Source organism: Saccharopolyspora gloriosae (assembly GCF_014203325.1).
Lineage (GTDB): Bacteria > Actinomycetota > Actinomycetes > Mycobacteriales > Pseudonocardiaceae > Saccharopolyspora_C > Saccharopolyspora_C gloriosae.
This window is the reverse complement of record NZ_JACHIV010000001.1, coordinates 2,678,878-2,700,923: the sequence shown is the minus strand read 5'-3', so window position 1 is coordinate 2,700,923 and position 22,046 is coordinate 2,678,878. Positions and strand designations below refer to the sequence as shown.

Genomic DNA, 22,046 nt, shown 5'->3' with positions numbered 1-22,046 from the left:
CGCGCCCGCCCGCGCTCCCGCCCGGTCGCTCACCGGGTCCGGGAACGGCGCCTCAATCCTTGATCGTGCACAGCGCGGCGCCCTGCGACACGGAGTCGCCCGGTGCCGCGGTGAGACCGGTGACCGTGCCCGCCTTGTGCGCGGTCACGGGGTTCTCCATCTTCATCGCCTCCAGCACCCCGATGAGGTCGCCGCTGGCGACCTGCTGGCCCTCCTCCACGGCGAGCTTGATCAGGATGCCCTGCATCGGCGCCGTCACGGCGTCACCGGAGACGGTCGCGCCCGCGCCGCCGGACGCGCGCTTGCGCGGCTTCTTCTTCCCCGCGCCGGCGGCCGGGGCGGCGCCCGCTCCCAGCTCCGCGGGCAGCGAGACCTCCACTCGGCGGCCGTCGACCTCCACGACGACCGTCCGCCGCTGAGCGACCTCCTCCTCCGGCGGGACGGAGTCGGTGAACGGGGTCAGCTGGTTGTCGAACTCGGTCTCGATCCACCGCGTGTGCACGGTGAACGACTCCGCGCCGGAGTCGGCGACGTAGGCCGGGTCCCGCAGCACGGCGCGGTGGAACGGCAGCACGGTGGCGATGCCCTCGACCTGCATCTCCTCCAGCACCCGGCGGGACCGGGCGATGGCCTGAGCGCGGTCGGCGCCGGTCACGACGACCTTCGCCAGCAGCGAGTCGAACTGCCCGCCGATGACGCTGCCCGACTCCACGCCGGCATCGACGCGCACGCCGGGGCCGGCCGGGGCGACGAACTTCGTCACCGTGCCCGGCGCGGGCAGGAAGTTGCGGCCCGGGTCCTCGCCGTTGATGCGGAACTCGATGGAGTGCCCGACCGGGGTCGGGTCCTCGTCGAGGCGCAGGTGCTCACCGGCGGCGATGCGGAACTGCTCGGCGACCAGGTCCAGGCCGGTGGTCTCCTCGGAAACGGGGTGCTCGACCTGCAGCCGGGTGTTGACCTCCAGGAACGAGATCGTGCCGTCGACTCCGACGAGGAACTCCACCGTCCCCGCGCCGTGGTAGCCGGCCTGCGAGCAGATGTCGCGGGCGGCCGAGTGGATCTGCGCGCGCTGCGCCTCGCTGAGGAACGGCGCGGGCGCCTCCTCCACCAGCTTCTGGTGCCTGCGCTGCAAGGAGCAGTCGCGGGTGCCGACCACGATCACCTTGCCGTGCTGGTCGGCCAGCACCTGGGCCTCGACGTGGCGGGGCCGGTCCAGGTAGCGCTCCACGAAGCACTCGCCGCGGCCGAAGGCCGACACGGCCTCGCGCACCGCGGAGTCGAACAGCTCCGGGATCTCCTCGATCGTGCGGGCGACCTTGAGGCCGCGGCCACCGCCGCCGAACGCGGCCTTGATGGCCACCGGCAGCCCGTGCTCCTGCGCGAACGCGACGATCTCGTCGGCGTCGGCGACCGGGTCCTTGGTGCCGGGCACCAGCGGGGCACCCGCCGCCAGCGCGATGCGCCGGGCGGTGACCTTGTCGCCGAGGTCGCGGATCGCCTGCGGCGTCGGGCCGATCCACACCAGGCCGGCGTCCAGCACGGCCTGCGCGAAGTCGGCGTTCTCGGACAGGAACCCGTACCCCGGGTGCACCGCGTCGGCCCCGGCCCGCTTCGCGGCCGAGATCACCTTCTCGAAGTCCAGGTAGGACTCGCCCGCGGTGGCGCCGCCCAGCGCGAACGCCTCGTCCGCGAGCCGCACGAACACCGCGTCCGCGTCCGGTTCCGCGTAGACGGCCACCGAGGCGATGCCGGCGTCACGGCACGCCCGCACCACTCGGACCGCGATCTCGCCGCGGTTGGCCACCAGAACCTTCTTCAACCCCATGGTGTTCACACCATCCCTGTCCGCAGTGGTCTTGTCTCGGCGGATCCCGCTGCGGGGGATCGCCGGGTCGGTAGGCGGACGCCGCGCCCGGCGGCGTCCTGGTCGGCCCGCATCAGCGCGGCCGGGTGGAGTAGCGCCACGCGCCCCTGCCGGGACGCGGCGACGCGTGCGCCGGGCCGTGCCGCAGCCGGTCCCCGCGGGAGGCCCAGTACGACACCGGGGCCTCCGGTTCGGCCGCCCCGCCGCTCCCGCTGAGCGCGGTGAGCGTCGCGGTCAGCGCGGCGATCTCGGTGTCGGTGGGCTTGCCGTGCACGACGCGCAGCACGGGGCGCCGGTCCGAGCCGGTGCCGTCGTCCTCGCCGGGCACCACGCTGAGCTCCGGTGCCGCGTCCTCGTCCGAACTGCTCATTGCGGCTCCTCAAAAGTCCTCGAAGAACGACCCTCGATCCTCGTCCTGCCAGCGGCGGAGCCGCTGAACTGGAAGAGCTCCTCACAGCGGGATGTTGCCGTGCTTCTTGGCGGGCAGGGACTCGCGCTTGTCCGCCAGCATCCGCAGCGAACGGGCCAGGTAGCCGCGCGTGTGCGACGGCGGGATGACCGAGTCGACGTAACCGCGCTCGGCGGCGACGTAGGGGTTGCAGAGGGTGTCCTCGTACTCCTGCTGCAGCTGCGCGCGCAGCGCCTCGACGTCCTCGCCGTTCTCGGCGGCTTCGGCGAGCCTGCGCCGGTAGAGGATGTTCGCGGCGCCCTGCGCGCCCATCACCGCGATCTGCGCGGTCGGCCACGCCAGGTTGATGTCGGCACCCAGGTGCTTGGAGCCCATCACGTCGTAGGCGCCGCCGTAGGCCTTCCGGATGATCACCGTCACCAGCGGGACGGTCGCCTCCGCGTAGGCGTAGAGCAGCTTCGCGCCGCGCCGGATGATGCCGTTCCACTCCTGGTCGGTGCCGGGCAGGAAGCCGGGGACGTCCACGAAGGTCAGCACCGGGATGTTGAACGCGTCGCAGGTGCGCACGAACCGCGCGGCCTTCTCGCTGGCGTCGATGTCGAGGGTGCCCGCCATCTGGGTCGGCTGGTTGGCGACCACGCCGACGCTGCGGCCCTCGACCCGGCCGTAGCCGACGACGATGTTCGGCGCGAACAGCGCGGAGACCTCCAGGAACTCGCCTTCGTCGAGGACCTTGGCGAGGACTTCCTTCACGTCGTAGGGCTGGTTCGGCGAGTCCGGCACCAGGGTGTCGAGTTCGAGGTCGGACTCCCCGACGTTGTCGGCGATGGAACCGGCCTCGGCCTCCGCGTCGAACGCGGGCGGCTCGGAGAGGTTGTTCGACGGCAGGAACGAGAGCAGTTCCTTGACGTAGTCGACCGCGTCCTGCTCGTCGGAGGCCAGGTAGTGCGCGTTGCCGGAGCGGGAGTTGTGCGTGCGGGCACCGCCGAGGTCCTCGAACGTCACCTCCTCGCCGGTCACCGTCTTGATCACGTCCGGGCCGGTGATGAACATGTGCGAGGTCTGGTCGACCATCACCGTGAAGTCGGTGATCGCGGGCGAGTACACCGCGCCGCCCGCGCACGGTCCGACGACCAGCGAGATCTGCGGGATCACGCCGGAGGCGTGGGTGTTGCGCTTGAAGATCTCCGCGTACAGGCCGAGCGCGGCCACGCCCTCCTGGATGCGGGCGCCGCCGGAGTCGTTGATGCCGACCAGCGGGCAGCCGATCTTGAGCGCCAGGTCCATGACCTTGACGATCTTCTCGCCGAAGACCTCGCCCAGCGAGCCGCCGAACACGGTGAAGTCCTGCGAGAACACGCAGATCTTGCGGCCGTCGACCGTGCCGTACCCGGTCACCACGCCGTCGCCGTAGGGGCGGTCGGCGTCGAGGCCGAAGTTCGTCGAGCGGTGCCGGGCGTGCTCGTCGAGCTCCACGAACGAGCCCTCGTCGAGCAGCAGGTCGATGCGCTCGCGGGCGGTCAGCTTGCCCTTGGCGTGCTGGCGCTCGATCGCGCGGTCGGAACCCGCGTGCACCGCCTCGTGGTTGCGCCGGTACAGATCCGCCAGCCGACCGGCCGTCGTGTGGATGTCCGGCTCCTCCGCCGGCGGCACGCCCACCGGTTCCGTCGCGCTGCTCATCGCTCCTGCGACCCGCCATTCCTCGCTCGTGGACGACTTCCGTGGTCGTGGACGCGCCCGTCGCGCCCCTTCGGCGGCGAGCCCGCGATCGGGCCGCACCACCGCGGACCGCGTCCTGCGCACGTCCGCACGACCGGAACCCGCACGTCCTCGACGCTCGGGTCCCCCGTTCGGAGGCTAGTTCGAGCCCACCCGGTCAGTCAACCGAGAAGTGAGCACGCCCTACCCTGCGATGAACGTCGAAATACCTAGAAAACCACCCTGCGGGTCGCGAGAAGTGAACAGCGGCTAGCACGCACCTCACAAGAAGAAGTCATGGACCGCTGGTGAACATGAGTGCCGCGCCGACCCGCCGCACCGCCTCGGGAGCGCGCACCGTGCCGGTCCGGGCCATGTCGTTGGCCAACGTCAACGTCGCCTGCACCAGCACCCGCGCGGTCGCCGCGTCGAGCTCGGGCCGGACCTCCCGCAGCAGCGAGACCCACTCGGTGACGTACTCGTGCTGGGTCTGGCGCGCCCGGTGCCGCTCGTGGTCGGGCAGGTGCCCCACCTCGCCGACGAGGATGTCGATGAACCCGCCGTGGTCGAGCGCGAAGGTGATGTAGGACCACAGCAGCGCCCGCAACGTCTCCGCCGCGTCCGAGGAGCGGACCAGCGTGCGGCCGAGGTCGATCTCCAGCCACGCCGAACCGCGGGTGATCACGGCGTCGAGCAGTTCCTGCTTGCTGGCGAAGTGGTTGTAGACGCTGGGGCCGGCGATGCCGACCTCGGCCCCGATCTCCTCGGTGGTCACGGCCGCGTAGCCGCGTTCGGCGAACAGCCGGGTCGCCGCCGACAGCAGCTGCCGCCGCCGGGACGCGCCGCCGCGTTGCAGCAGCAGCGCGTCGGCGTCGGAGTTCGCCGTCCCGCGACCGGAGACCAGCGGCGGCAGCGCGGTGATCGTGACGATCACGTCCCGCAGCAGCGCCTCGAACTGGGCGCGCGGCAGCTCGACGCGGTGGTACGACGGGCTGGTCAGCGCGCTGAACAGGCACCAGCCGCGGAACCGGGCGTCGTCCTCGGTCAGCTCAGGGCGCCAGGCCCGCGCGAGGTCGGCGAGGCCGCCCGCGACCACCCGCAGCTGGTCCTTGAGCTCGTCGCGGTCCTCGTCGGGCAGGTGCCGGGCCTCCCGCTGCCAGAGCACGCCGAGCTCCCGGTGGTCGAGCGCCGCCGCCGCGAGTTCGCGCACCACGGCGTCGAGGTCGTCGGACCGGTCGTCGAGCACCCGCTCGAAGGGTTGCAGGTGGGTGAGCACGACCCGCCGCAGCAGCAGCTGCTTGCCCTTGAAGTGGCGGTACAGCGCCGAGGGGCCGACGCCGACGGCCTCGGCGATGTCGCTGACGCCGACCCGCGCGTAGCCCCGCTCGTAGAACAGGCGCGAGGCGGCCTCGAGGATGAGTTCCCGCCGGTTGCGCGGGCGGATTCCGCCCGGCCTCGTCTCCGCCACTGCCACGACCTCCCGGCACGTCCCGGCCACCGCGGCGCTCGCCCCGGCGGTTCGGGCACAGGATAGGCCGCGGTACGGGACGAACAGGTCACGCGCGGTGCAACCCCGGTCACACGTCATAGCGCGGAGCCGAACCGGGTGCGCGAGCCGGGATGCGCCCTCGATCGACTTCTCCCGCACGCGCCGCCCGGTCGGTTACAGTCAGCCCTGACCGCGAACCGAGGCGTGCGCGCCCCACGGACAGCCCCGCCCGAACCGCAAGGAGAACCGGTCATGACGACCTCCACCGGGATCCGCAGCACCACCGCCCGGGGCGTGCGCACCGTCCACCTCGCCCGGCCCGAACAGCGCAACGCCATGGACGGCGCGATGTTCGCCGCCTACTACGACGCGCTCGCCGAAGCCGACGCCGACCCGGAGGTCCGGGCCGTCGTCGTCACCGGCGACGGCGACTGGTTCTGCAGCGGAGCGTCCCCCGACGCGCTGCACCAGCTCGCCGGGGACGACGCCCCCGACCTGGAGGACTCGCTCGGCCACCCGCCGCACCTGCCGATGACCCTGCGCACACCACTGATCGCCGCGATCAACGGCGGCGCCGCCGGGCTCGGGCTGGCGCAGGCGCTGTTCGCCGACGTGCGGTTCCTCGCCGAAGGAGCGCGGCTGTCCACCGCGTTCAGCAAGCTCGGCCTCATCGGCGAGTACGGCACCGCGTGGCTGCTGCCCAGGCTCATCGGCGTCGCCTCGGCGATGGACCTGCTGCTGTCCGCCCGCAAGGTGGAGGCGGCCGAAGCGAAGGAACTCGGCCTCGTCCAGCACGTGCTGCCCCGGCGCGAAGTGCTGCCCGCGGCCCAGGAGTACGCCCGGCTGCTGGCGCAGAACTGCTCCCCGCGCTCGATGGCCGTGATCAAGCAGCAGGTGTGGCGCGGCATGGACCTCGACGGTCCGCAGGCCGTCGCCGAATCGGTGCGGCTGATGGGCGAATCCCTCGCAGCGCCGGACTTCCGAGCAGCCGTGCGCGCGCTCGGGCAGCGCGGCCCGGTGGAGTTCCCCCCGCTGCCCCCGAACTGATCGGCGTGAGCGGTGGCTGCAGGCGGCCACCGCGGATCACCCGGATCGCGCCCCTCCGGCGGCTGCGCCGCGAGCCGCGAACCAGGCGCGCACCTCGGGCGAGAGCCGATCGCCGACCCCGGATTTCGGGTCGTAGTAGGCCGCATAGGCCTCCGCGAACCATTCCTGGGGGTTCGAGAACTGGTAGTTGGACAGCGCGTGGCTGCTGCGTTGCTCCGTCGAGTAGCTGACCCACTTCCCGTGCTGGTCCACGTGGTAGGTGCGCCCGCCCACGTCCAGGACGGACGCGCCACCGTCGTCGAGGGACCAGGGTTGTGCGAGGGCGAACCGGATGAACCGCAGCGCCAGGTCACGGCGCCTGTCGAGCTCCGGTGGCTCCAGGTAGCGCGCGAAGCGGTCGAAGTACTTGTGCAACCACCCCGCCTTCCCTACCGCGTCCTCGCGCACGCTCTCCGCACCCAGTCGCAGGGCGAGGGTGCCGATGGCGATCCTCTCGTTCGTCGCGGGGAGCACCGCGAGAAGCCCCGCCTGCCGGAAGACCGCCCTCGCCACGTCCTCCATGTCCGCATCGAGGTGGACCCGCCATCCCCCGAAGCGCTCCTGTTCGGCCAAGCCCAGGTTCCACTCGACCATCTCGTCGACCGCGTGGCCGACCTCGTGGCGGACGGTCCACTCCACCAGGTTCCCGTGGGCCAGTTCGTCCGAGACGCCCGCCATGACGTGCCGCTCGCCCCTGCCGATGCCGAGTGCGCGGTCGCTCTTCGAACCGATGCCCTCCATGCCGCTCATCGCCGCGCGGTCCATCAGCTTGCGCTGCCACCTGGAGCCTCGGTTGAGCCTCGCGTACAGCCAGTCCGGTGCCCGGACGCCACCGGCGATGATCGGGTGCACGATGCTGATCGTCTGATCTTCGGTGTCGTAGGAGCTGGTGTAGTTGCCGCTCGGGTCCGGTTCGATGGCGATCAGCTGCTCGTTCGGCCCCAGGTCCCCCTGCGGCAGGCTTGCCAGCGCCGCGTCGATCCTGTCCAGCACCGCGGGGCCGAAGTGCCCGTCGGCGCCCTCCGGCGGCCCGATCCTGATGCCGTACTTCTCGCTCAGCGCCCGTTCCCGCTCGTGGACGTCGCCCCGCCTGACCGGCTTCCCGTCCGCTCCCGGTTCGGCGCCGGTTTCGACTCGCTGCACGGCCGCCCGCTCGTGCCCGCCCGGTGCCCACGACCCGCCGCCGCTCTCCCCCTCGACCCGTCTGCGCTCGCGGGAACGTCGCACCCACTCGGCCGTCGCGGCGTTGCCGAGCGTGCGTTGGAGCGCGATCAGGCCGTCCGGCGCCGGACGGTCGCCCGGCGCCGGAGCGACCGGCCTGCGGGAGATCGAACCTCGTTCGCGCTCCGGCGATCGCCCGGATTCGTGGTGTCGCACAGCACCTCTCCCCACCGCCCGGACCTCTCTGCCCAGTCTCGGCAGCCCGCGCATACCGCCACAAGGTCGCCCCGGCCCCACTCCGCTGCCCGGAAGCGCAAGGGGACCTGCCCTGCCGTGCTCATCGCAGGAGGTTCGACGCACCCCGCGCCCCGCCGTCCCGCGCGAGCCGCTCGCGTCACGCTCGGCGTTCGTGTTTCGTTGCACTTCGAGGGCTCGACCCACCGGGCCGCAAGGGAGGTTGGACATGGCACGCACCTGGTTGCGGCGCATCGCGGAACTGGACCCGGTCACCGATCACCACGAGATCTACAAGATCTCCATCGGGTACGAGTTCCCGTTCGACTACCAGCGCGCGCTGGAATTCGCCCTGTTCCGGACCTACTGCGTGCCGAGCATCTCGGCGCTGCTGGCCGCGACCGGCGAGTTCGAGAAACGTCCGCAGCAGCGCTACGACGACACCGCGCTGCTGATGGCCGAGATCGCCGAGCACGGCTACGACTCCGAACGCGGCAAGCAGGCGCTGCGCGTGGTCAACCGGGCGCACGGCCGCTACACCATCTCCAACGACGACATGCTGTACGTGCTGTCGACCTTCGTCTACGACCCGATCGACTGGATCGACGAGTTCGGCTGGCGGCCCCTGCACTCCCACGAACGCGATGCGGCGTTCTACTACTTCCAGGCCGTCGGCAAGCGGATGGGCATCAAGGACATCCCGCCGACGTTCGCGGACTTCCGCCGGTTCAAGGCGGACTACGAGCGCGAGCACTTCCAGTACAGCGAGACCAACCACCTGATCGGCCGCTACACGCTGGACCTGTTCTGCTCCTGGTTCCCCAAGCCGCTGCACCCGCCGGTATCGCTGGCCGTGCGCGGACTACTGGACGAGCCGATGCTCACCGCCTTCGGCTTCCGCGCGGCGCCGGCGTGGGTGGGCAAGGGCGCGCGCGGCGCGCTGAAGCTGCGGGCGGCCGTGGTGCGCTGGATGCCGGAGCGCACCGAATCGAAGCTGGCGCAGGACCCGGGCAACCGCACCTACCCGAACTACCCGCGCGGCTACACCCCCGAGGACCTGGGCGCCCCGGCCCCCGCCGACATCGACCCCAAGTGGCTCCGCCGCTCCAGCTGACCCGGAGCTTTTCGCGGTGAACGGACCGTTCGCCCAATCCCCTTGGGCAGACGGTCCGTTCACCCGCTCCACATGCCGCAACGATGCAGCGCGAAGCGCACCGCGCAGCAACCGTCGGCATGGCTCGCACGACTTTCGGAGTGAACGGACCGTTCGCCCAATCCCCTTGGACGAACGGTCCGTTCACTCGCTTCGCCAGTGCGGCGGCGTCAGGTGTAGAGGGAGTCGATGTCGGTGGCGTAGCGCTCCTGGACGGCCTTGCGCTTGAGCTTCAGGGTCGGGGTGAGCTCGCCGCTCTCCGCGCTCCATGGCTGCGCCAGCACTTCGTAGCGCTTGATCTGCTCGGCGCGGGCGAGCCGGCCGTTCACCTCGGTCAGCAGCACGTCGAGCTCCGCGCGCACCTTCGGATGCGCCGCCAGCTCCCCGAGATCGCCGGTGATGCCGTGCGCCGCCGCCCAGCCGGGCGCGGTCTCCTCGTCGAGCACGATCAGCGCCGTCAGGTAGGGCTTGCGGTCCCCGATCACCACCGCGTGCCCGACCAGCTGGTGCGCCCGCAGCAGGCCCTCCACCTTCGCCGGGGCGATGTTCTTGCCGCTGGCGGTGATGATGAGTTCCTTCTTGCGGTCGGTGATGGTCAGGTAGCCGTCGTCGTCGATCCACCCGATGTCGCCGGTGGCCAGCCAGCCCTCGTCATCGGTGGCGCGGGCGATCTCGCCGGACTCGTCGAGGTAACCGAGGAAGACGACCGGCCCGCGCACGAAGACCTCGCCGTCCTCGCCGAGGCGCAGCTCCACGCCCGGCACCGGTCTGCCGACCGAACCGGGCCGGTAGGCGTCGGCGGTGTTGGCGGTGGCGCAGCCGGTGGTCTCGGTCATCCCCCACACCTCCAGCACCTCGATGCCGAGGCTCGCGAGGAATTCGAGCACGTGCGGCGGCAGCGGGGCGGCGCCGCTGCTGGCCCAGCGCAGTTCGTCGAGGCCGAGCATCGCCCGCACGGGGCGCAGCACCTGGGCATCGGCTTCGGCGAGCCGGTCCGCGTGCTCGGCGGGCACGGGCTCGCCCCGGCCGCGCAGCCGGAACGCGTGCAGGGCGAGTTCTTGGGCGCGGGCGAGCAGTTCGCGCTGCGGCTCGGCCTGGCGGGCGAGAACGGCCTGCAATCCTGTGGTGATCTTCTCCCACACCCGGGGGACGCCGAAGAACGCGGGCGGGCGGACGAACGCCAGCGTCTGCACCACCTGCGCCGCGTCGGGGCACACCGAGACGTGCAGCGCCTTGTAGAGCGCGCGGTAGATGCCCAGCTCCCGTTCGGCGACGTGCGCCAGCGGCAGGTACGACACCGAGGGCGCACCGTCCGGGGTGGGCGCGATGCGGTCCACGGCAACGGCTTCGTAGACGGCGTTGCGGTGGCTGAGCACGACGCCCTTGGGGTCGCCGGTGGTGCCGGAGGTGTACATCATCGCCAGCGGGTCGTCGGAGGTGATGTGCGCCCAGCACCGCTCGAACACCGCCGGATCGGCCCGGTGCAGCGCGGTGCCTTCGGCGTGCAGTTCGTGCCAGCGCACGAACCGGTCGTCGCCCGGCGGGGTGGCGACCTCCGGGTCGAGGACCACCACGGCGCGGACCTCGGTGTTCCCGGCCAGCACGGGAGTCCACCGGTCCAGTTCGGCGGCGCCTTCCAGGACGACCACGGCGGCCTTGCTGTGCGCGGCGACGAACCCGATCTGCTCGGTGCTCAGCGTCGCGTAAGCGGTGCAGGGCAGCGCCGCCAGGTGGGTGGCGGCGAGGTCGACGATCCAGTGCTCCGGGCGACTGGACATCATGATCATCATGCGGTCTCCGGCGCCGAGCCCGCGCCCGGCCAGGCCGCGCGCCACGGCCGCCACCTCGTCGCGCAGCCGCGACCAGGTCAACGTGGTGTCGTTGCCGCTCAGCGCCGGGCGCTGCGGCTGCTCGCGCGCGTTGCGGGCGAGCAGGCCGGGGATGGTCAGTCCGTCGGCGGCCGCGGCGCACTCTGCTGCGATGGTCACGTCACTCGCTCCTCACTGCGAAAAACCTGCCGGGTCAAGGGGAATCGGGCCGCGGGCGCTCAGATCAGCTTCACGTCGTCGATGAGCCACCGGCCGTCGGGACGCACGAGGGTGAGCTGCATCCGGGTCCGGTCCACCCTCGGTTCCGGACTGTTGGTGTTGGTGATGGTCTGGTCGACGAACAGGACGAGCACGGCCCGGTCTTGGTCGACCTGGACCGCCCCCGCGCCCCGCACCTCGCCCTTCGAGGTCGCCCGGTACTGCTGGATGAGCTGAGTCAGCCCGTCGCTGACCTCCCTGTACTGGCCGGCGAACGCGGGTGAGGCGTTCTCCGACACCGACCCGAAGTTGTCCGGGAGGTTCTGGTGGTCGTAGGTGGTGAGGGCCAACGCGTACCGCTCGCCCGCCGCGAGCGCCTCCGTGCGGGCGGCCTCGTTCGCCGCGGCCTCCCGCAGCCGCACGCCGGTGTAGGTGAGGCCGCCGAGCAGCAGCAGGATCACCAGCGCGGCGGCGAGGACGGACGGCCTGCGCAGTGCGCGCAGCCGCCCCCGTCCATCCACTGTGGACTCGAATGTGCTCGGCGGTTCGACGGGTTCGCCTCCGACGGCCGGGGAATCCTCCGGCCCCGCGGCGGGACCGTCCGCCTCCGGGCGGTGGGTGGTGGTCGTCCCGGCATCGCGGTCGGCTTCGGCTCGGTCGCTGGTCATCGCACTCCTTGGAACATGATCGAGGACCACGGCCGTGGCCCCAGGACCCCGCCGACCCCGCTCGCCGCGCCGGCGTCCGGGGAGGCGGACTGCGCACCCGGCGGCGCCGCCGGGTACCGCGCCGGACCGGCCGCCTCCGATGCGGCGGACACCGGCGAGCCGGGGCGCGGGGCGCTGTCGGCTCCCCGCTGCGAGAGGCCCGGCCCCGGCGCGCAGCTCCAGCCGAGCTGCGGCTCGCGCGGGGCCGTCTCGGTCGGGGTGCGCCGCTCGGTGCCGTAGTAGCAGGCGGGCCCTTGGGCGGCGACCAGGTAGAAGTCGGCGACGTCGCCGTGCACGATGCTCGCGAGGTCGGAGAGCCCCTGCGGCAGCGCCGTCATCGTCTCCCGCAGCGCGGGGACGTGATCGCCGAGCACCTCGCCGGTGATCAGCAGGTTGCCCAGCAGTGCGGATGCGGCGCCCTCGTTGCGCGCGAGCAGGTCCGACACCGCTCGCGTGGTGCCCGGCACCCTCCCGGCGAGGTCGCGGATCGCCGGTTCCTGCGTCCGCGCCTCGTCGGCGAGTTCTCGCATCGAGGACGCGAGCCGCGGCAGCCCGCCCGCCTCGTCGACGGAGCCCAGCACCTGCGGACCCTGCTCGATCAGGTTGGTGAGCTGCGGCTCCCGCTCGGCCGCGAGCCGGGTGAGGTCGCGGGTGTTGTCCATGATCCGGCGCAGCTCGGGACCCGCCCCGTTGAGCCCGGTGGCGGCGGCTTCCGACAGCACCCGGACGTCGTGCGGATCGATGCTCTCGGCCAGGTCGGTGACGTGCACCAGCAAGGTGTCCAGCGGCATGGGCGCGCTGGTGTCCTCGGCCCGGATCACGTCGCCGTCGCGCAGGTACGGCGGCGCGTCGGTGGCGGGCTGCAGGTCCAGGTGCTGCACGGCCATCGGGGTGTCCATGCTGATCCTGGCGACCGCGTCGGCCGGAACCCGGCTGCCGGGATCGAGCCGCAGCCGCAGCGTCACGCCTTCGCCGCTCGGGTCCAGGTCGACGGCACCGACGGTGCCGGTCCGCACGCCGCGGTAGGTGACCTGGGAGGTCTCGGCGAGCCCGGCGGCGTCGGGCAGCCGCACCGCCACGCGGATCGGCGCACGCGCGGGTTCGGCGCCCATCACGGTGTCGACCACGAACGCCCCGCATCCGAGGGCGATCACCAGGAACAGGGCCAGTTGGATCAGCACGGCGCGGCTCATCGGGTTCCTCCGGTCAGCAGCTCGGCGGCGGACCCGGGCGGCGTGACGGGCTGCTCGGGCGCCCCGGTCGGCAGCGGCGGGTTCTGCCCGGTCAGCAGCGGCAGCAGCGTTCCGGACACGTCGAGCGTGCCGTCCAGGTTCAGGTAATCGCCCGGAATGGCCCCGCCGAGCTTCACCTGGAACGTGCGCAGCTCCGTCAACGTGCTCGCGAGGTCGCCGTTGAAGCCGGCCAGCGAGTCCAGCACCGGGCGCAGCTCGTCGAGCTGCGCGGTGAACGCGGGCCCCGCCTCCCGCACGACGCCGTCGGCGGAGCGCCCGAGCGCGGTCACGCCGGTCAGCAGCCGCTCGAACTGCTCGCGCTGGCTCAGCAGCACGTCGATCGCCGGGGTGATCTCGCGCAGCGACCGCTCCAGCAGCGGCGTGTCCGCGGCGGTCGCGGCCGACAACCGGTGCAGCGAGTCGATGGCGGCGTCGAACTCCGCCCGGTTCGAGTCCACTTCGGACAGCAGCGCGTCGAGCCGGTGCAACAGGTCGCGCACCTTCTGCTCCCGCCCGCCCAGCGCGGTGTTGAGCTCGGTGACGACGGTGCGCGCCTGGTCGAGGCCGCTGCCGCCGAGCACGGTCCCGAGCGCGGCGAGGGTGTTCTCCAGGTCCGGTCCGCGCGCGGTGCGCGCCAGCGGAATCGTGTCGCCGTCGGCGAGCAGGTCCGGCGAGGCAGGGGCGACGGGCGGCTCCAGCACCACGAACTGCTCGCCGAGCGCCGCGGTCAGTTCCAGCCGCGCGGCGGTGTCCTCCGGCAGCCGCAGGCCGGGGGCCAGGTCGAGTCGGACGAAGGCCTTGAAGTCCTTCGTTGACAGGTCGTGCACCCGGCCGACGGTGGCCTGCCCGATGCGCACCACCCCGCCGACGGGCAGGTTGGAGACGTCGCTGAACACGGCGGTGACCCGCGGGCCGTCGCCCTCCCCGCCCAGCGGCAGCTCGTGCAGGCTCAGCCCGCAGGAGCTCGTCAGCAGCGCGGTGGCCAAGACCAGCGGGACCAGCGCGCGGCGGCGTCCGGCCGGTGCCGCGCCGGTGACCGGAACGGGCTCGTCGTCGCGCATCATCCGCCTCCCGCCATGGTGTGCAGCGGATCGAGGTTCGGCGGGAACGGGATCGGGTTCACCAGCCCCGGCCCGGAGCACAGCGGCACCGGGAACCGCTCGCACAGCCGCGCGGTCGCCGGGAACTGGGCGAGGTTCGAGGAGATGTTCAGCCGGATCCGCAGCCGTTCGTCCTCGGTGACGGCCCGGCTGAAGTTGCCGAACACCAGCGGCAACGTGGTCAGCACTTCGGAGAGCTGCTCGCGCTGCGCCGCGACCTGCGCCGTGGTGCCCGCGAGGTCGTGCACGCTGCCGGTGAGCTCGCCACCGTGCTCCCGGATCAACATGTCCGCCTGCGCGAGCGTCCGGGAGAGCCGTCCGATGGTCTGGTCGAGGTGCAGCCGCTGCCCGCCGTAGTCCTCGCTCGCCCGCCGCACCCCCGCCGCCAACGAGTCCACAGTGGAGCGGTGTTCGGCCAGCGCGCGGACCAGCACGTCGAGGTTCCCGATCAGCGCGCCGAGCTGTTCCCGGTCGCCCGCCAGCACGTCGGTGGCGCCCGCGAGCCGGGTGATCGCGGTGCGCAGCCGCGGCCCGGTGCCGTCCGCGGAGCTCGCCGCCGAGTGCAGCAGCGCGCCGAGGTCGTCGCCCCCGCCCGCCCCGTCCGGACCGAGCGCGGAGACCACCGTGTCCAGCGACGACATCAGCTCGTCCCAGCGGATCGGCGAGTGCGCGCGCTCCGCCGGGATCACCCCGCCGTCGGCCAGCGCGGGACCGCCCGCGTAGGCCGGGCCGAGTTCCACGAACCGGTCGCTGATCAGCTGCGGGCTCATGATGTAGGCGTGCGCGTCGGCGGGCAGCGCGATGTCCGGACGGATCCGCATCACCACCCGCACCACCGGTCCGCGCGGGTTCACCTGCTCAACGACGCCGACCGGAACGCCCAGCACGTGCACCTTGTTGCCGGGGTAGATCCCGTCGACGGTGGCGAAGTCCGCCGAGACCACGTGCGCGGGCGCGGGCCGCAGCAGCACGTACCAGCCGCCCGCGATGAGCAGCGCCGCCGCGCAGCCGAGGGCGATCAGCCTGGAGGGTCGTCGGTTCATCGGCACCCCTCGACGAGCCCCGCGAGGCACAGCAGGTTGTCCGGCAGCGGGCCCGCCGGGCCGGACACGTCGCCCCAGCTGCCGTTGCCGGTGGCGTTGGCCAGCGAGCGCCCCGCCGGACCGAGGGTGGCGATGGTCTGCGCGATGGCCTGCTCGTCGCGGCGCAGCGCGGCGGTGATCTCGCGCAGGTCGCTCAGCAGCGGCCCGAGCTTCGCGGAGTTCTCCGCGAGGAAGCCGTCGAGCTGCGCGCTTAGCGCGTCCACGTCGTCGATGAGCCGCAGCACCGCCTCCCGGCGTTCGGTGAGGGTGCGCAAAATCAGGTCCGCGTCGCCGAGCAGTTCCACCAGCGCGTCCTGCTGCTCCACCAGCGTCGCCGTCGTCGAGCGCGCGCCGTCGAGCAGCTCGTCGAGCTGCGCGTCGTGGCGGTCGATCAGCTCGGCGGCCCCGGCGATCCCGGTCAGCGCCCGCCCCAGCAGCTCCGGGTCCTGCGGGGCCGCTTCGCGGGCGGTGGACATCATCCGGCGCATCGCTTCGAGGTCGAGCTGCTCGGCGGTGCCCGTGGCGTCGGCGCCGAGCTCGTCGAGGCTGTAGGGGATGCGGGTGCGCTCGCGCGGGATCACCGAGTCGAGTTCGCCGAGACCGGCCGGTTCCACCGCGAGGTAGCGGGAACCCATGATGGTCGCCAGGCGCACCGAGGCGGAAGTGGCGGTGCCGAGGCGCTGCTCGCGGTCCAGCCGGAACGTCACCCGCACCCGGTCCCCCGCGATGTCCATGCCGGTGACGCGCCCGGCGGGGACTCCGGCGACGTGCACCTGCGCGTCGGCGGTCAAGCCGCCCGCGTTGGCGAATTCCGCGGTGTACTCCCGGGTTCGCCACAGGAACGACAGCTGCGGCACGGCCACGACGGCGCCGAGCACCAGCAGCGCCACCACCAGGCCCACGGCGCCGACGACGATGGGGTCGCGCTCGCGACGGCGGCTCATCGGCACACCTCCGAGTGCGGGCCGCCACCGAGGTCGACCTGCGCCCCGCCGACCGACACCCGCAGGTTGCAGACGTAGATGTTGACCCAGCTGCCGTAGTCCAGCGTCCGGTTCAGCTTCGTGACCAGCTCCGGAAGTCCCTGCACCGCGGTGTCGAAGCGCTGCTGGTTGTCCACCCAGCCCTGCGACATCGCGCCGAGCGCGTCCACGGCGCGGGTCAGGTTCGGGGTGATCCGCTCCATCGACCCCCGCACCGAGTTCGCCAGCGTGCCGCCCGCGTCGAGCGCTTCGGCGATGCGTCCCCGGTCCTCGGCGACCGCGGAGGTCAGGTCGCCCAGCCCGCCGATCAGCGCGCGCACCTCCTCGCGATGCTCGCTCGTGGTGGCCAGCACGGCGTTGAGGTTCACCAGGACCTCGCCGATGACCTGGTCGCGTTCGGCGAGCCCGGAGGTCACCGACACCACGCGCTCCAGCAGGCTCGTCAACGTGCCCGACTCCCCTTGGAACACGGCGATCAGCTCGTGGGCGAGCCGGTTGGCCGCCTGCGGATCCAGCGAGTCGAACAGCGGCTTGAAGCCGTTCATCAGCGCGGTGAGCTCCAACGCCGGCCGCGTGCGCTCCAGCGGGATCGTCGCGCCCGCGGGCAGCGTCGCACCGCCGTCGCCGGCGTCGAGCGCGATGAACCTGCTGCCGAGCAGGTCGGCGTAGCGGACCGCGGCGCGAGTACCGCCGGGCAGCGGCTGGTCGTCGAGCACCTCGAAGCTCACCACGGCGGTGCCGTCGCGCAGCCGCACGTCCTCGACGGCCCCGACGCGCACTCCCGCGATGCGCACTTCGCTGCCCTGCTTGACGCCTTGCGCGTCGGTGAACTCCGCGCGGTAAGTGCGCGTGCCACCGTCGAGCGGGTGGTCGAGCGTGTTCACCACGAGCACGGCGGAGAGCACCGAAACGGTGACGAACGCGGTGAACTTGGCGGCGGTCGCGGTGAGGCTCATGGCGCCACCACCTGCGTTCCGCGCACCACCGGGCCGAACAGCAGGCCCAGCAGGTCGGCGTCCGGCGCGGACCCTGCGGACGGCGCCGCTGCGCTCTCGTCCGCCGCGGGCGCGCGGACCGGGTCGGCGAACATGCGCTCCAACTCCCCCTTCTCGCGATCCGTCCCGACGCTGCCGACGGCGCCGCCGTACGTCGTCGCGTCCGAGCAGTGCGGCCCGTCCAAGCCCGGGTAGCGCGGGCAATCGGCGGGCGTGTACGGGTGCGGGTCCTCCAGCGTCACCGGCGCCCGGATCCGGAAGCGGTCGTCGACGAAGGTGCGGCTCGCGTTCGAGGTGAACTCGCGCAGGTTGCGCAGCGTCTCCGGAATCCGGTCCGCGCCGCCGCCGAGCACCTCCGAGGCGGGTCGCGCGACGTGCACGACCTCGATGGCGCGGGCCGCGTTCTCGTCCAGGAACCGCTGGGACCGCTCGGTGAGCTCGGTCCCGGCGCCCAGCAGGTCCGCGAGGTTCTCCCGTTCCTCGACCACCGCGCGCGAGAGCACCACCGCGTCGTCCAGGGTCGCCAGCAGGTCCGGGGCCGCGGTGGCCAGCTGCTCGGTGAGCCCGGCGACCTCCCCGAGCTCGCCCACCGTCTCCGCCGGGTCGAACCGGCCCGACAGGTCGTGCAGCACGTCGACGGTCTCGCCGAGCTCGGCGCCGCGCCCGCGCAGCACGTCGGCCATCGTGCCCAGCGCCACCTGCAACTCCGCGGGCCGCAAGCTCTGCAGCAGGGCGAACATCCGGGTGTAGGCGTGGTAGATCCGCACCGTGGCCGCATCGGTGTCCGCCGCGATCTCGGCCCCCGGTTCCAACCGGCCACCGGCCGCGGACCCGGCGAGCTCGACGTACTGGTCCCCGAACAACGTCTTCGGCAGGATCCGCAGCCGCACCCCCGCCGGGATCGAGTCCAACGTGGACCGATCCATTCGCAGCGTCAGCCGGGAACCCGCCGTTCCCTCGTCCACCTCGGCGAGCTCACCGACCACCACGCCCCGGTACCGCACGGCCGAGTTCACCCGCACCGGTCCCGCCGCCGCGGGCACCTCCGCGCTCACCGTCGGATCGGACTCGAACGCCTCGCCGCCGCCCAGCACCGCGAACACCGCCGCGCCCAGGACCACCACGACACCGCCGATCCCGCGCAGCGCCAGCGAAGTCCGGCTCACGCCGCCGCGCGTCAGGTCCACCATCACTGCACCCCCAACGCGGGCAGGCTGGGGCTCAAGCCCCAGAACAGCAGCGTCAGCACCATGTCCGTGAACGTGATCGCGACGATGCTGGTGCGCAGCGCCCGCCCCGCGGCACGCCCCACCCCTTCGGGACCGCCGGTGGCGTAGTAGCCGTAGAAGCAGTGCACCAGCGTCACCACCATCGCGAACACCACGGCCTTCAGCAGCGAGAACCCGATGTCCGACGGGGTCAGCAGCAGCTGGAAGTAGAAGTCGTAGGTGCCGCCGGACTGGCCTTGCAGGGTCACGACCGCGACCCGCGTCGCGATGTAGGACGCGAACAGGCCCACCAGGTACAGCGGCACCACCGAGATGAACGCCGCCGCCATCCGGGTGCTGACCAGGAACGGCAACGAGCGCACCGCCATCGACTCCAGCGCGTCGATCTCGTCGGAGATCCGCATCGCGCCCAGCTGCGCGGTGAAACCGGTGCCGACCTTCGCCGCCAGCGCGATGCTCGCCACCAGCGGCGCCAGCTCGCGGGTGTTGACCATCGCCGACATCAACCCGGACATCGGGGTCAGCCCGATCAGGTCCAGCCCCCGGTACCCCTCCAGCCCGACCTGGGTGCTGGCCACGAACGACATCGCGAAGATGACGCCGATGGTGCCGCCCCCGGCGAACAACGAGGCCGCGCCGAAGCTGATCTCCGCGACGAGCCGCGCCACGTGCCTGCCGTAGTGCACCAGCGCGAACGGCACCGACGCGATCGACCGGAAGTAGAAGGTGGCCTGCACCCCGAACGACACCAGCAGGTCGATCAGCCCTCGGGTGCGCCGCACCGCACCACGCCGCGCCGCCCGGACGAGGAGGTCCGCCATCAGAACTCCCCCTTCGGCGGCAGCAGCAGCGGGTGCAGTTCGGTGAGCACGGTGTTCGCCACGAACACCAGCACGAACGCCATCACCACGGCCTCGTTGACCGCGTCGCCCAGCCCGCTCGGGCCGCCCTTGGCGGTGAGGCCTTTGAACGCCGACACCAGCGCCGCCAGGACCGCGAACGTGCCCGCCTTGACCTCGGCCATCAGGAACCCGCCGGGATCCGAGTACGCGGTCAGCGTCGCGAGGAACCCGCCGGAAGACCCTCCCAGCAGCACGTGCACGAGCAGCGTGGCGGTGATGCCGAGGGCCATCACCACGCCGTTGAGCAGCACCGTGACCACGACCGCCGCCAGCACCCTGGGCACCACCAGGCGCTCCATCGTGGAGAGCCCCATGACCTCCATGGCGTCGGTCTCCTCGCGCAGCTTGCGCGCGCCGAGGTCCGCGCAGATCGCCGAACCGCCCACCCCGGAGATCATCAGCGCGCACACCAGCGGCGCGGCCTGGCCCACCACCACGAACGCCACCACCGCCCCGGCGTAGCTCTCCGCGCCGAGCTGCCCGGCGAGCGAACCGATGTTCACCGCGACCAGCACGCCCAGCGGGATCGTCATCAGCACCGCGGGCACCGTGCTCACCGACGCCAGGAACCAGGACTGCTCCAGGCATTCCCGCCACGACAACCGCCGCCCGAGCAGCGCCCGTCCCCCGGCGCGCACGGTCCGCAAGGAGAACACCAGCAGCAGCCCCGCCTGCGCCGCCGCATCCGCGAACGGGCCGCGGGCGGGCGGTGTCTCCAGGGCCATCGTCGGCTCCCTCCGAAGTGCGGCGCACCTCTAGAACGAGTGTTACGTAGCATGCGTTACGGAACAATCGTTTTGACTTTTCGGGGGGAACGACGTGGTCAAGAAGATCCGCGACCCGCGCTCGCGCCAGCACATCGTGGAGGCGGCGTGGCGGCTGCTCGCCGACCGGGGGCTCGGCGCCACCACCATGCGCGCCGTCGCGGCCGAAGCCGGGGTGTCCACCGGGTCGGTCACGCACTACTTCGAGGACAAGGCCGAACTGATCAACGCGGTGCTGCTGCACAACGGGAAGGTCGCCGCCCAGCGCGTCGCGGAGGCCGTGGGCGAACGCCGCGGGCTCGACGCGGCGCAGCGCGCCACGCAGGGACTGCTGCCGGTCGACGAGGAACGGCTCACCTGCTGGCGGGTGTGGCTGGCGTCGTGGTCGGCCGACTCCTCGGGCGGCTTCGCCGAGGGCTACCAGGTGTGGCGCTCAGTGCTGCGCAAGCACCTCAACGAGGCCGTGGCGGACGGCGAGCTGCCCGACGGGCTCGACCTGCCGCACGAGATCGGCGTGCTGGCCACGCTCGTGGTCGGCACCGGGCTGCTCGCGGGCTCCGACATGTCCACCCGCGATCAGCTGCGCAGGCGGGCCCGCCGCACCTTCAACGAGCACTTCGCCCGGCTGGCCGGGCAGCGCTCGGCGGCCTGAACCGGACCGGGCGCACGAAAACGGGGCTCCGGCCGGGTGATCCTGCGATCACCACCGCGCCGGGCCCCGATGCGTTCGTTCGTGCCGCGGTCTCAGCTCCCCGCGTAGAACGTGAAGCGGACCTTCCCGACCCAGATCTCGTCGCCTTCGGCGAGGGCGGCCCGGTCCACCACCTGCCGGTTCAGGTAGGTGCCGTTGAGCGAACCGGCGTCCTGGATGACGAAACCGTCGCCTTCCCGCCGGATCTCGGTGTGGTAGCGCGACACGGTCACGTCACCGAGCACGATGTCGCAGTCGCGGTGCCTGCCGAGCACCGTGCAGTTCTGCTCCAGCGGGAACACCGCGCCCTGCTCCGGGCCGCGGGACACCACCAGCGCCGCCGTGCCCGTGCGCGGCTGCACCATCGAGTGCGGTGGCGCGGTGGCGGCTTCGTCGGCCCGCGGGGCGGGAACTCCGACGGTGCTCTCCTCCCGCGACCCGGCCGCGTCCTGGGACCCGGGGCGGAACGTTCCGAACGGGGATCGGATCATCATGGTTCTCCCTTGCGCGGACCGGTCAGTTCGTGCGTTTCCCACTGTGACCCCGGTTCGGGGCCGTACGACCGGGCCCTTCGTCCCTAACCGGCCGTGGCCTCCCGCACACCGGGTGATGGCCCGGGTCCGCAGCGCATCCGGACAGGTGACACCGCGCACCACTCCCACCACTCGCGGCCACCGCAACAACCCGACGTGAGCACCCGGCTCACACCCGCACGCCCGCCTCGGCAAGCACCCTCTCCAACCCGTCCCGGACGGCACCACCACAAGCCATGGCCGGAAGTGAGCCGTTCGCCCTGGCGCTCGGAACCGCGCTCGCCGCAAGCGCTGCCGGGTCCGGACGGGAAAAGGGGCCGGTCTGCCGCCCCGACCACGGCAGACCGGCCCCGCCGGCGTTCCCCGCTGAAGTACCGCCTCGTCCGGCCCTAAGCGGGGTGCGCCTCGCTCACGTGCAGCGGGGTTCCCTGCATGCACGTGGTGAGCGCGCCGGGGTCCGGCCGGCCACGCACCACCAGGTGCGCGCCGGGTTTCACCACGGACGGGTCGCCGCCGACCAGCAGGTACGGCGTCCGGCCCTGGCCGGGCAGCAGGGAGCACCGCGGCTCCACCCCCGCCTGGACCGTGCCGACCACCGTGATCTCCCGCTCCGCCGGAGCGGCGAGCGCAGGGGTGGTCGCGCCTGCCGTGCCCAGCACCGACACGAGCAGCGCTCCCACCGTCACCCACCGCGACCTCGTCATGGC

The 22,046-nt window shown here is 72.5% G+C and carries 20 protein-coding genes; 3 read left to right on the top strand and 17 right to left on the bottom strand.

Annotated elements, in window-relative coordinates:
• Positions 1 to 52 precede the first annotated feature (52 nt).
• From BJ969_RS11915 to BJ969_RS11900, 4 genes are all read right to left on the bottom strand, one after another.
• A complete protein-coding gene (locus BJ969_RS11915; RefSeq protein ID WP_184478999.1) occupies positions 53 to 1,825 on the bottom strand; it encodes an acetyl/propionyl/methylcrotonyl-CoA carboxylase subunit alpha in 1,773 nt (590 codons plus the stop codon).
• A gap of 112 nt (positions 1,826 to 1,937) precedes the next feature.
• On the bottom strand, positions 1,938 to 2,234 hold the full coding sequence (locus tag BJ969_RS11910; RefSeq protein WP_184478998.1) for an acyl-CoA carboxylase subunit epsilon: 297 nt from the start codon (positions 2,232 to 2,234) through the stop codon (positions 1,938 to 1,940).
• An 81-nt stretch (positions 2,235 to 2,315) separates the two neighbouring features.
• A complete protein-coding gene (locus BJ969_RS11905; protein ID WP_184478997.1) occupies positions 2,316 to 3,953 on the bottom strand; it encodes an acyl-CoA carboxylase subunit beta in 1,638 nt (545 codons plus the stop codon).
• A gap of 313 nt (positions 3,954 to 4,266) precedes the next feature.
• Positions 4,267 to 5,439 (bottom strand): TetR/AcrR family transcriptional regulator, encoded by a 1,173-nt coding sequence (locus tag BJ969_RS11900; protein WP_343071354.1) that lies wholly within the window; start codon positions 5,437 to 5,439, stop codon positions 4,267 to 4,269.
• A 273-nt stretch (positions 5,440 to 5,712) separates the two neighbouring features.
• On the opposite strand from BJ969_RS11900, the gene BJ969_RS11895 reads away from it, so the two are divergent.
• Positions 5,713 to 6,507 carry an enoyl-CoA hydratase-related protein gene (locus BJ969_RS11895; RefSeq protein WP_184478995.1) on the top strand — a complete coding sequence of 265 codons (795 nt, stop codon included), beginning with the start codon at positions 5,713 to 5,715 and terminating at the stop codon, positions 6,505 to 6,507.
• 36 nt (positions 6,508 to 6,543) lie between these two features.
• Here the strand turns inward: BJ969_RS11895 and BJ969_RS11890 are convergent, their stop codons facing one another.
• Positions 6,544 to 7,923 (bottom strand): hypothetical protein, encoded by a 1,380-nt coding sequence (locus tag BJ969_RS11890; protein WP_184478994.1) that lies wholly within the window; start codon positions 7,921 to 7,923, stop codon positions 6,544 to 6,546.
• Positions 7,924 to 8,170: 247 nt separating this feature from the next.
• Here BJ969_RS11890 and BJ969_RS11885 point away from each other — a divergent pair, with 247 nt between their 5' ends.
• Complete coding sequence (locus BJ969_RS11885; RefSeq protein ID WP_184478993.1) at positions 8,171 to 9,055, top strand: oxygenase MpaB family protein; 885 nt, start codon at positions 8,171 to 8,173, stop codon at positions 9,053 to 9,055.
• Positions 9,056 to 9,264: 209 nt separating this feature from the next.
• Here the strand turns inward: BJ969_RS11885 and BJ969_RS11880 are convergent, their stop codons facing one another.
• The 10 genes from BJ969_RS11880 to BJ969_RS11835 are packed head-to-tail and all read right to left on the bottom strand — an operon-like array spanning position 9,265 to position 20,076.
• Entirely contained in the window at positions 9,265 to 11,082 is a 1,818-nt protein-coding gene (locus BJ969_RS11880) for an AMP-dependent synthetase/ligase (protein WP_343071353.1), read from the bottom strand.
• Between the two features lie 59 nt (positions 11,083 to 11,141).
• A complete protein-coding gene (locus BJ969_RS11875; RefSeq protein WP_184478992.1) occupies positions 11,142 to 11,789 on the bottom strand; it encodes a VirB8/TrbF family protein in 648 nt (215 codons plus the stop codon).
• A complete protein-coding gene (locus BJ969_RS11870; RefSeq protein WP_184478991.1) occupies positions 11,786 to 13,021 on the bottom strand; it encodes an MlaD family protein in 1,236 nt (411 codons plus the stop codon). The genes BJ969_RS11875 and BJ969_RS11870 overlap by 4 nt, the downstream gene beginning before the upstream one ends.
• Complete coding sequence (locus BJ969_RS11865; protein WP_184478990.1) at positions 13,018 to 14,121, bottom strand: MCE family protein; 1,104 nt, start codon at positions 14,119 to 14,121, stop codon at positions 13,018 to 13,020. Before BJ969_RS11865 ends, BJ969_RS11870 begins: the two co-directional genes overlap by 4 nt.
• On the bottom strand, positions 14,121 to 15,203 hold the full coding sequence (locus BJ969_RS11860; protein WP_184478989.1) for an MCE family protein: 1,083 nt from the start codon (positions 15,201 to 15,203) through the stop codon (positions 14,121 to 14,123). The genes BJ969_RS11865 and BJ969_RS11860 overlap by 1 nt, the downstream gene beginning before the upstream one ends.
• Positions 15,200 to 16,186 carry an MCE family protein gene (locus BJ969_RS11855; RefSeq protein WP_184478988.1) on the bottom strand — a complete coding sequence of 329 codons (987 nt, stop codon included), beginning with the start codon at positions 16,184 to 16,186 and terminating at the stop codon, positions 15,200 to 15,202. Before BJ969_RS11855 ends, BJ969_RS11860 begins: the two co-directional genes overlap by 4 nt.
• Positions 16,183 to 17,181 carry an MCE family protein gene (locus tag BJ969_RS11850; protein WP_184478987.1) on the bottom strand — a complete coding sequence of 333 codons (999 nt, stop codon included), beginning with the start codon at positions 17,179 to 17,181 and terminating at the stop codon, positions 16,183 to 16,185. Before BJ969_RS11850 ends, BJ969_RS11855 begins: the two co-directional genes overlap by 4 nt.
• Positions 17,178 to 18,410, bottom strand: coding sequence for an MCE family protein (locus tag BJ969_RS11845; RefSeq protein ID WP_184478986.1), 1,233 nt, complete (start codon positions 18,408 to 18,410; stop codon positions 17,178 to 17,180). Before BJ969_RS11845 ends, BJ969_RS11850 begins: the two co-directional genes overlap by 4 nt.
• Positions 18,410 to 19,270 (bottom strand): ABC transporter permease, encoded by an 861-nt coding sequence (locus BJ969_RS11840; protein WP_184478985.1) that lies wholly within the window; start codon positions 19,268 to 19,270, stop codon positions 18,410 to 18,412. The genes BJ969_RS11845 and BJ969_RS11840 overlap by 1 nt, the downstream gene beginning before the upstream one ends.
• Positions 19,270 to 20,076 (bottom strand): MlaE family ABC transporter permease, encoded by an 807-nt coding sequence (locus tag BJ969_RS11835; RefSeq protein ID WP_184478984.1) that lies wholly within the window; start codon positions 20,074 to 20,076, stop codon positions 19,270 to 19,272. Before BJ969_RS11835 ends, BJ969_RS11840 begins: the two co-directional genes overlap by 1 nt.
• Positions 20,077 to 20,170: 94 nt before the next feature.
• Between BJ969_RS11835 and BJ969_RS11830 the strand changes: the two genes are divergently transcribed.
• The gene (locus tag BJ969_RS11830; protein ID WP_184478983.1) at positions 20,171 to 20,767 is read left to right on the top strand and encodes a TetR family transcriptional regulator; all 597 of its coding nucleotides are present in this window, start codon (positions 20,171 to 20,173) and stop codon (positions 20,765 to 20,767) included.
• Between the two features lie 92 nt (positions 20,768 to 20,859).
• Here BJ969_RS11830 and BJ969_RS11825 read toward each other — a convergent pair whose 3' ends face one another.
• Both BJ969_RS11825 and BJ969_RS11820 read right to left on the bottom strand, forming a co-directional pair.
• The gene (locus BJ969_RS11825) at positions 20,860 to 21,300 is read right to left on the bottom strand and encodes an FHA domain-containing protein (RefSeq protein WP_184478982.1); all 441 of its coding nucleotides are present in this window, start codon (positions 21,298 to 21,300) and stop codon (positions 20,860 to 20,862) included.
• Positions 21,301 to 21,728: 428 nt separating this feature from the next.
• Positions 21,729 to 22,043: a hypothetical protein gene (locus BJ969_RS11820; RefSeq protein WP_184478981.1), complete on the bottom strand. Its 315-nt coding sequence runs from the start codon at positions 22,041 to 22,043 to the stop codon at positions 21,729 to 21,731.
• Between the last annotated feature and the right edge of the window lie 3 nt (positions 22,044 to 22,046).